This is a genomic window from Nocardia amamiensis NBRC 102102 (genome assembly GCF_001612745.1).
Classification (GTDB): domain Bacteria; phylum Actinomycetota; class Actinomycetes; order Mycobacteriales; family Mycobacteriaceae; genus Nocardia; species Nocardia amamiensis.
On the sequence record NZ_BDBA01000175.1, the window covers coordinates 21,156 to 29,573 of the forward strand.

Consider the following 8,418-nt stretch of genomic DNA (forward strand, 5'->3'; position numbering starts at 1 on the left):
ACACGAAGGAGCAGGTCACATGACGGAACCGGGATCCAAGCCGCTGGCGGGGCGGACGATGATCATGTCCGGCGGCAGCCGCGGCATCGGTCTGGAGATCGCCAAGCGGGCCGCGGCCGACGGCGCCAACATCACCCTGATCGCGAAGACCGATCAGCCGCACCCCAAGCTCCCCGGCACCATCCACACCGCCGCTGCGGAACTCGAGCAGGCGGGCGGGCAGGTGCTGCCGTTCGTCGGCGATGTCCGCGTCGACGAGTCGGTGGCCGAGGCCGTGCGCCAGACAGTCGAGCGGTTCGGTGGCATCGACATCGTGGTGAACAACGCCTCGGCGATCGATCTGTCGCCCACCGATGCGCTGTCGATGAAGAAGTACGACTTGATGCAGGACATCAACTGCCGAGGCAGCTTCCTGTTGTCCAAACTGAGCCTTCCGCACCTGCGCGAATCGGCGAAGGCCGGACGCAACCCACACATCCTCACCCTGTCTCCGCCGCTGAATCTGGACCCCAAGTGGGCGGGCATGGCGCTGGGCTACACCATCGCGAAGTACGGAATGTCGTTGACCACATTGGGTCTGGCCGAGGAGCTGAAGGGCGACGGCATCGGCGTCAACTCACTGTGGCCGCGCACCACCATCGCGACCGCGGCGGTGCAGAACCTGCTCGGCGGCGAGGAGATGGTCGCCACGTCGCGCACCCCCGACATCTACGCCGACGCCGCCTACTTGGTGCTCACCTCGCCGGGCAAAGAGACCACCGGCAACTTCTTCATCGATGACGACGTCCTCGCGGCCCACGGCATCACCGACCTGGACAAGTACCGCGTGACACCCGGTGACGCCGAGCTGACCACCGACCTGTTTCTCTGAGCGCCCGGGCGTACTCGGGCCGTACCGGCCGGGCGCCCCCAAAGTTGCGTTCAGGTCCTACGAGGAAGTGCTCGACGCGGCCCGCGACGGCGCCGCCCAGCCCGGGCGGCGCCGTCCACGTGCATACATGCGAAACAAATTCGGCGTCGACGGTTTTCGCCGCCGTGATCAGTCTCGTGTGATGCCGTACAACCGCTCCCAGTTGGTGCGGCTGGTGAGTTCCGGCATGGCGGCACGGTATTGTGCCTGCACGGTGGGCAGCTCGCGGCGCAGGCGGCGCAGCACACGCAGGGTGCGGCGCAGCAGCTGACGGGCGCGAGCCTTGTCCCGCTGGCGCACCCGCACGCCGGACTGCGAGGCGTCGGTGACCACTACGTGGTCGAACAGCGAGACATGCCACCAGTAGGCGTCTTCCCTGGTGACGCCGATGACACCGTGCTGGGTGCGGCCGAGCCACTGGGTGATCGCACGCTTGATCAGCACCAGCAGTGCGCGACTGGGTTCCCCACCGGCGCGGCGCAATTGGATATCGGCCGAGCGGACCGGCGGTGTCGCGGCCGGGTGCTTGATCGTCTCGGGGTAGTCGCCCCGGCTGGTGCGCGCGGCGGCGAGGGCCTCGATACCGCCGTCCTGCAAGACCTTCGGACCCTTCAGGAAGTCCTCGATGCCCTGCAAGGTGGTGTGCACCAGCCCGTACTGCATCGCGACCAGTTGCTCGGACAGTTCGCGCAACAGCTTCCTGGTGATCTGCTTCGCGTCCAGATCCGTGTGCAGCGAGCCGACGATCAGCGAGTTCCGGGTGCTGAAGTAGCGCGCCCAGTCGTCGTAGTCCTTCCAATAGAAGTCCGCGTGCCACACGGCGGCATTGGGCAGCGTGACGGTGACGAAGCCGTGCTCGCGCGCCCGGATGCCGTATTCCACGTCGTCCCATTGGAAGAAGATCGGGATCGGCAGCCCGATCTTCGCGACCACCTCGGCCGGGATAAGGCACGTCCACCAGGCGTTGTAGCCCGCGTCGACGCGGCGCTCCTGGTTCTTCTTGAGCATGCTGGTGTTGCGCAGCGCCTTGGGCACTCGCTGCCCGTGCCGCAGCCGGTGCAGGTGCACTTCCTCGGCGCCGACGTTGAGGTAGTCGGGGTTGAGCAGGAACAGCATCTGCGCACCGACCAACGTCGGCTCCACCGTCAGGTTGGCGAAGGCGTTGAGCCGCAGCACCGTCTCCGGCTCGCACAGGATGTCGTCGTCCATCAGGATGACGTCGGCGTGCTCGTTGACGGCGGACACCTCGTACAGACCGCGGGTGAAACCACCCGCGCCGCCCAGGTTGGGTTGGCGGAGGTAGCGCAGCTTGTCCCCGAAGACCGGGGCGACCTCCTGATAGCGCGGCCGGTTCTGGACCAGATCGGTGCCCTGGTCGACGACGTACACCGCATCGATCGCCGCGAGCACCGTGGGGTCCGACGACAACGCGGCGACGGTCTCGGCGCAGTCCTCGGCACGGTTGAAGGTGCAGATGGCGATCGCGACCGGTCGCACCTTCTCCGGCGCGACGGCGGTCCAGGTGAGCTCGGCGATGCCGAGCGCGCCGCCGATCGCGTCGAATTCCAGCCACACCGCGCCACCGTCGACGTACTGGTCGAGCGGAGCGGTCAGGGTCACCGAACCACTCGCGTCGACCTGCGTGGTGTCGATGATCCTGCGGTGGCCCGCGATGTCGGAGGCGACCAGCCGGATCTTCGCCTTCGCGACGACGTCGAGCACCATGGTGGCCCGCACTTCGGTGACCGTGGTCCAGCGCTGCCAGTAACTGGCAGCGAATCGGCCGAAGTAGGTATTGGTGTGCGCGGTCGCGCCCTTGTCCAGTCGCAGCGTCAGGCGTTCCCGATGCGCGCCTCCCTTGACGACGGCATACAGGTCGTCGCTCACTCTGGCCGACGGGCCGGTGAAGATGCCGCGCTGTAATAAGAGCCGGTCCGGCGCCCGATGGTCGGCGCGCAGTGCGGCAGGCGCGGCAGCGGCCGTCGAGCGATCGTTTGTTTCGGTAACGGCCTGGGTAGCCGACTGATCCATGAAATCCTCGAAATTCTCATTGTGCCGGACGGGACAGACACGCCCCTGGATGCCTTCACGGCGGGGGTGAGGATATCAACCGGCCTGTCGGCCTGCCCGCCGTGCAGCCGCGCCGCCGGTTTCCTGAACTATTGCTGAACGTTCGCCGATTCGTTGTCCGCGGTGTTGCCCAGATCCGCGCGGGCCCCCGTGAAGACGAATTTGTCGTACGCCCAGTAGCGGAACACAACCGCCACGATCTGCCCGATGAGGGTGCCGGAGATGTTGTCCGACAGCGGGGTGGACAGGTCGAGCACATAGCGGGAGAAACCGAGGCAGCCCAGTTGCAGGCCGATCGCGACCACGTTGAACACCGCGTACAGCAGGTACTCGCGCCCGGGGTTGTCGGTCTGCTTGTGGGCGAAGGTCCACCACTTGTTGCCGAAGTAGGTCACCACCGTCGCCACCGCGATCGCGATGATTTTGGCCGGCAGTGGGTAGTGATAGAGCAGGCCCTCGCCGCCCCAGAACACCAGGAGGTTGTACGTGCCCGCGTCCACCAGGAACCCGATCGCGCCGACGATCAGGAAGGCGCCGCCTCGGCGCAGTGCCGTGAGCGCTGTACGGACGAGCGATCCGGTCTCCTGTGTCACGGGCTCGGCGGCGGGTGCGGTGGACTCACGGGATGGCACGGCCCGACGGTACCGCAGCCCGGCGGAACCGGCCGCGAGGGGAAATTCGATCGCCGCACGTGGTGAGGTCGGCCACGCGTCCGCGGTGGGTTCCCTGTACCCTCCCCGTGTTCCCACATTCAGCACCGATCGCGAGGATTGACCGGGGTGGACTCCACCGAGCTTCGTATTGCCGCCGTGGTTCCGTGTCACAACGAAGAGGCTTCGGTCGCCAAGGTCGTCGCCGACCTGCAGGCCGCTGTGCCGGGCATCGTCGTCTACGTCTACGACAATCTGAGCACGGACGCCACCGCCGAGCGTGCCCGCGAGGCCGGCGCGATCGTGCGGCACGAGCACACCAAGGGCAAGGGCAACGTGGTGCGCCGCGCCTTCGCCGACATCGAGGCCGACGTCTACTTGATGATCGACGGCGACGACACCTACGAGGCGTCGGCCGCACCGCTGATGATCAAGACCCTGCTGGACGGCCCCTACGACCACGTACTCGGCGTGCGCAAGCAGGACCAGGGCGCCTCGGCATACCGTGCGGGACACGAGACCGGCAACAAGGTGCTCAACGGCGTGGTCGGGAAGGTGTTCGGGGAGAACGTCGAGGACATGCTCTCCGGCTTCCGGGTGTTCTCCCGCCGTTTCGTGAAGAGCTTTCCCGCGGTCTCCCGCGAGTTCGAGATCGAGACCGAGCTCACCGTGCATTCACTGCACCTGCGGGTACCGCAGACCGCGGTGCCGGTCGGCTTCCGGGACCGTCCCGCAGGCAGCGAGAGCAAGCTGCGCACCTACCACGACGGATTCAAAATCCTCGCGCTGATCATCGGGCTGGCCAGGCATGAGCGGCCGGTCGCCTTCTACGGTTTGTTCGGCACGCTGAGCTGGCTGGTCTCGATCATCCTGACCATCCCGATCGTCGTCGAGTTCTACAACACCCATGAGGTGCCGCGGTTCCCGACGCTGTTCCTCGGCTTCACCCTGCTGCTGCTGGGCAGCCTGGCCTGGACCGCGGGCCTGATCCTGGACGGCATCCGGCGTTCCAGGCACGAGGCCGCGCGCCTGGTCTACCTGCGGTACGCCGCGGTTGGCGCGGACGATCAGCGCCGCAGCGGCAACGACGACGCCGCCAGCGACGGCGGAGCCGGGCGTTGACCACATCGGCGGATCGGACCGCGACGCCGGACAAGGATCTGGCCCCTCCCGCGGACACTGCATCGCTACCGGCGACCGACACCGCACCGCTACCGGCGACCGATGGGACGCAGCCGACACCGGCGGGCGTGGGGCAAAGCTTCGCGCAGCGAGCTGTGGCGCGTCTCGGCGCCGCGACGATCGCCTTCACCGTGCTCGCGGGGATCTTCGGCGCCCTGTTCACCGTTCTCACGCCGCCGTTCTGGGGTCACGACGAGATCACCCAGTTCGGCCGCGCCTACCAGGTCGCGCACGGCGGGTTCCTGCCGCAGCGGATCCACGACGACCGCGGCATCGCCTACGGCGGCGAGGTGCCCGCCAGCATCACCGTGCTGATGGGCTACGCCCTGAAGGACTACACCACCAACCCGGACGAGCCGGACCCCATGGTCGAGAGCCCCGCCCACTACGAGCAGTTGACGAGCGCCGCGGTCTCGGACGCCACCGAACCGGTGTGGTTCACCAATACCGCCGCCTACTCGCCGGTGCCCTATATCCCGGCCGCCATCGGCATCCGGCTCGGCGAACTGCTCGGGCTCGATGTCGGCGGCCTGCTCCTGCTCACCCGGCTCGCCGGGCTGGCGGCCTACCTAGCGGTGGTCGGCTTCGGCCTGTACGCGCTGCGCGCGCACCGGGTGCAGTGGCTCGCGTTCACCGTCGCGGTGCTGCCGATCGCGGTGTTCCAGGCGGGCACGGTCACTGCCGACACCATGACCAACGCGTTGGCGATCCTGGTCTCCGTGCTGCTGGTGAGGGCGGTGTTCCTCGGCCAGCGACTGGGCCGGGCGGAGATCGGCGCGCTGCTTGCCGCGACGGTCCTGCTGCCGGTGAGCAAGCCCACGTACGTGCTGCTCGCGTTGCTCGTCGTGCTGGTGCCCGCCGAGCGGTTCGGATTCCGCGGCTGGCAGCGCTGGATCCCCTGGGTTTTCGCCGCGACGGGCGCGCTCGTATTCGCGGTGTGGATGAAGATCGCGGCGCCGACCGGCGACGGCATGGGCCTGATGCGGCCGCAGCACCAGTGGCACTCGGTACGCCCCGGTGACCAGCTCAGCGGCATCCTCCGGAACCCGCCGGAGTTCGTGCACGTCTTCGGCGAGAGCATCGCGCTGCGCGATCAGCGCTGGTTCAGCCAGTTCTTCGGCGAGCTCGGCTTCGCCTACATCGACGTTCCAGCGCTCTCCATGCTGGCCTGCCTGCTCGCGTTCGCGGTGAGCCTGGGCATCGCCGAGCGGATGGACGTCCCCGCCTTCCGCCGCACGCTGATCGTCGCGCTCACCGTGGCGGCGAGCGTGGCGATGATCTACGTGACGCTCTACATGTCGTTCACGCCGGTCGGCTACTACATCGTCGACGGCGTGCAAGGCCGCTACTTCGTGCCGCTGGCGATCATCGCGTTCGCGGTGCTGCTGCGCTGGATGCCGTTGCGGCTCACCGATACCGCGGGGAAGACCCCGACGGTGGGTCCGGCCGTCACCGTGCTCGTGATGACGAGCGCGGCGCTCATCGCCGCGGCGGCGAAGTACTACACCGTCGTCTGGGGCTGAGCGGGCAACGTCCGCGGCGCACGGGATTCGGCCGCGACGTCGGCACTGCTGATCGCCGCCCTCGGCGGCACCGTCAACGCGGCTCCGGCCGGTGCAGCCGCCAGCGGCGCAGTGAACGTCACCGCGCACGCGACCGACGAGGCCCGACCGCCACCGTGATCGTCGCGCTGGTCGACGCCACGGCGAAGGATCACACTGTCGTCTGGGGCTCAGCCGCAACCGCCGTCGACCGGCGCGGCAAAATCGCGGCCGTTTCAGTCTCCGGCTGCGCTGAGCGTCCGCTCGCCCGCCTCGCGGTAGGCGCGCTCGGTGTCGGCCTTGACCGGCCGCCACCAGGATTCGTTGTCCCGATACCACTGGATGGTCGCCGCCAGTCCGGCGCGGAAGTCCGCGTAGCGCGGCTGCCAGCCGAGTTCGGTGCGCAGCAGTGTCGCGTCGATCGCGTAGCGCTGGTCGTGACCGGGCCGGTCGGTGACATGGTCGAAGTCGTCGGGATCCCGCCCGAACTCCGCCAGGAGCAGCCGCACCACGGACTTGTTGTCCAATTCCCCGTTGGCGCCGATCAGGTAGGTCTGCCCGATCCGGCCGCGCCGCAGGATCTCCCACACCGCGCGGTTGTGGTCGTCGACGTGGATCCAATCGCGTACTTGGTTCCCCGCGCCGTAGAGACGGGGGCGCACCCCATCGATCAGGTTGGTGATCTGGCGTGGGATGAACTTCTCCACGTGCTGGTAGGGCCCGTAGTTGTTGCTGCAGTTGGAGATGGTGGCCCGGACTCCGAACGAGCGGGTCCACGCGCGCACCAGCAGATCGCTCGACGCTTTGGTGGCCGAGTACGGGCTGGACGGGTTGTACGGCGTGGTCTCGGTGAACGCCGGGTCGTCCGGCGCCAGGTCGCCGTATACCTCGTCGGTCGACACGTGGTGGTAGCGCACATCGTGGCGGCGCACGGCCTGCAGCAGCGAATAGGTGCCGACGATATTGGTCTGCACGAAGGGCCACGGCTCGGCGAGGGAGTTGTCGTTGTGCGACTCGGCCGCGAAGTGCACCACCGCGTCGACGCCGCTGACCAGCTCGTCGACCAGATCGAGGTCGGCGATGTCGCCGTGCACGAAATCGATGCGGTCGGCGACCGGATCCAGCGAGGCCCGGTTCCCGGCATAGGTCAAGGCATCCAGGACGGTGACGGTCGTATCGGGCTGGTCGGACACGGTCTGCTGGACGAAGTTCGCGCCGATGAATCCGGCTCCGCCGGTGACGAGCAATCGCACCCCATGACTCTACGTGGGGTACGGTCGCGGCGACCACGGACTCGAAGCCCCATGCCGCAGAGGAACTTCCAGCGTTTCAATCTGTGACCTTCGTCTCATCTGTTTCCCATCGATGAGAACCGCAGGTCCGGTTTGTTGCGGAAAAGCCCGGTCAATGCCCACATTTCCACAACCCCACCAAGCCGCGAGTCCGCGCGGTGAACAAAATTTGAATAAACAGTCACAAGGGGTTCACCACTCGTTAGCTGCTCTAGATTTTGCTCGTCTAGTCCCCTCCGAATGCTTCAGATCGAGGTTCGAAACAAAATGCTGATGAGGAAATTCGCCGCGACGTCGGCACTGTTGATCGCCGCCATCGGCGTCACCGCCGGCACCGTCAACGCGGCTCCGGCCACCGAAGCCGACAGCGGCGTGGTGAACTACGAAGCGGCCGCCACCCCGACGTCGACCATCATCAAGACCGACGCCGGTTCGCTGGTCAACGAAGATGGCGTGTTCATGATCAAGGCCGCCAACGGAACCACCGTGGCAGGCACCGAGCTGAAGTTCCGTGTCGACGACTTCGAGTTCCCGATTGCCGCCGAGATCTCCGACCGCACCGCCATCCTGACCCCGAAGTTCGACATGGAGCACGCGGTCTACAAGCCCGTCGCCCTGCCGTACGAGGACAAGGCGCCGTGGAAGTCCGAGTACGACCGTGAGGTGGCCGCGTTCAACCGCCTGAAGGACACCATCGGCATGGGCGCCACCTTCGGCACCCTGGTCGGTGGCCTCGGCGGCGCGGCCCTCGGCTGCCTCGCCGGCGCGGGCGC

Annotated in this window: 7 protein-coding genes; 4 read left to right on the forward strand and 3 right to left on the reverse strand. The window is 67.4% G+C overall.

All coding sequences use genetic code 11. The features are described 5' to 3' along the window. The first annotated feature begins 19 nt into the window (after positions 1-19). Entirely contained in the window at positions 20-871 is an 852-nt protein-coding gene (locus tag NA4_RS27995) for an SDR family oxidoreductase (protein WP_067476479.1), read from the forward strand. Between the two features lie 168 nt (positions 872-1,039). Here the strand turns inward: NA4_RS27995 and NA4_RS28000 are convergent, their stop codons facing one another. Next, positions 1,040-2,941, reverse strand: a complete 1,902-nt coding sequence (locus tag NA4_RS28000) for a glycosyltransferase (RefSeq protein WP_067476482.1) — start codon at positions 2,939-2,941, stop codon at positions 1,040-1,042. Positions 2,942-3,069: 128 nt separating this feature from the next. Further along, positions 3,070-3,612, reverse strand: coding sequence for a GtrA family protein (locus NA4_RS28005; protein ID WP_245671622.1), 543 nt, complete (start codon positions 3,610-3,612; stop codon positions 3,070-3,072). A 147-nt stretch (positions 3,613-3,759) separates the two neighbouring features. Here NA4_RS28005 and NA4_RS28010 point away from each other — a divergent pair, with 147 nt between their 5' ends. Both NA4_RS28010 and NA4_RS28015 read left to right on the forward strand, forming a co-directional pair. Beyond that, positions 3,760-4,752 (forward strand): glycosyltransferase, encoded by a 993-nt coding sequence (locus tag NA4_RS28010; protein WP_067476485.1) that lies wholly within the window; start codon positions 3,760-3,762, stop codon positions 4,750-4,752. Continuing rightward, positions 4,749-6,335: a DUF2142 domain-containing protein gene (locus tag NA4_RS28015; RefSeq protein ID WP_067476491.1), complete on the forward strand. Its 1,587-nt coding sequence runs from the start codon at positions 4,749-4,751 to the stop codon at positions 6,333-6,335. The genes NA4_RS28010 and NA4_RS28015 overlap by 4 nt, the downstream gene beginning before the upstream one ends. A gap of 254 nt (positions 6,336-6,589) precedes the next feature. Here the strand turns inward: NA4_RS28015 and rfbB are convergent, their stop codons facing one another. Beyond that, positions 6,590-7,606: a dTDP-glucose 4,6-dehydratase gene (gene rfbB / locus NA4_RS28025; RefSeq protein ID WP_067476497.1), complete on the reverse strand. Its 1,017-nt coding sequence runs from the start codon at positions 7,604-7,606 to the stop codon at positions 6,590-6,592. Between the two features lie 306 nt (positions 7,607-7,912). On the opposite strand from rfbB, the gene NA4_RS28030 reads away from it, so the two are divergent. Continuing rightward, positions 7,913-8,418, forward strand: a 506-nt coding sequence (locus NA4_RS28030) for a DUF8020 domain-containing protein (RefSeq protein ID WP_067476521.1), incomplete at its 3' end; no start/stop codon positions are given.

Excerpts from the sequence above, each read along its gene's own strand:
- NA4_RS27995 (WP_067476479.1), top strand. The coding sequence starts at position 20 with ATGACGGAACCGGGATCCAAGCCGCTGGCGGGGCGGACGATGATCATG.
- NA4_RS28000 (WP_067476482.1), bottom strand. The coding sequence starts at position 2,941 with ATGGATCAGTCGGCTACCCAGGCCGTTACCGAAACAAACGATCGCTCG.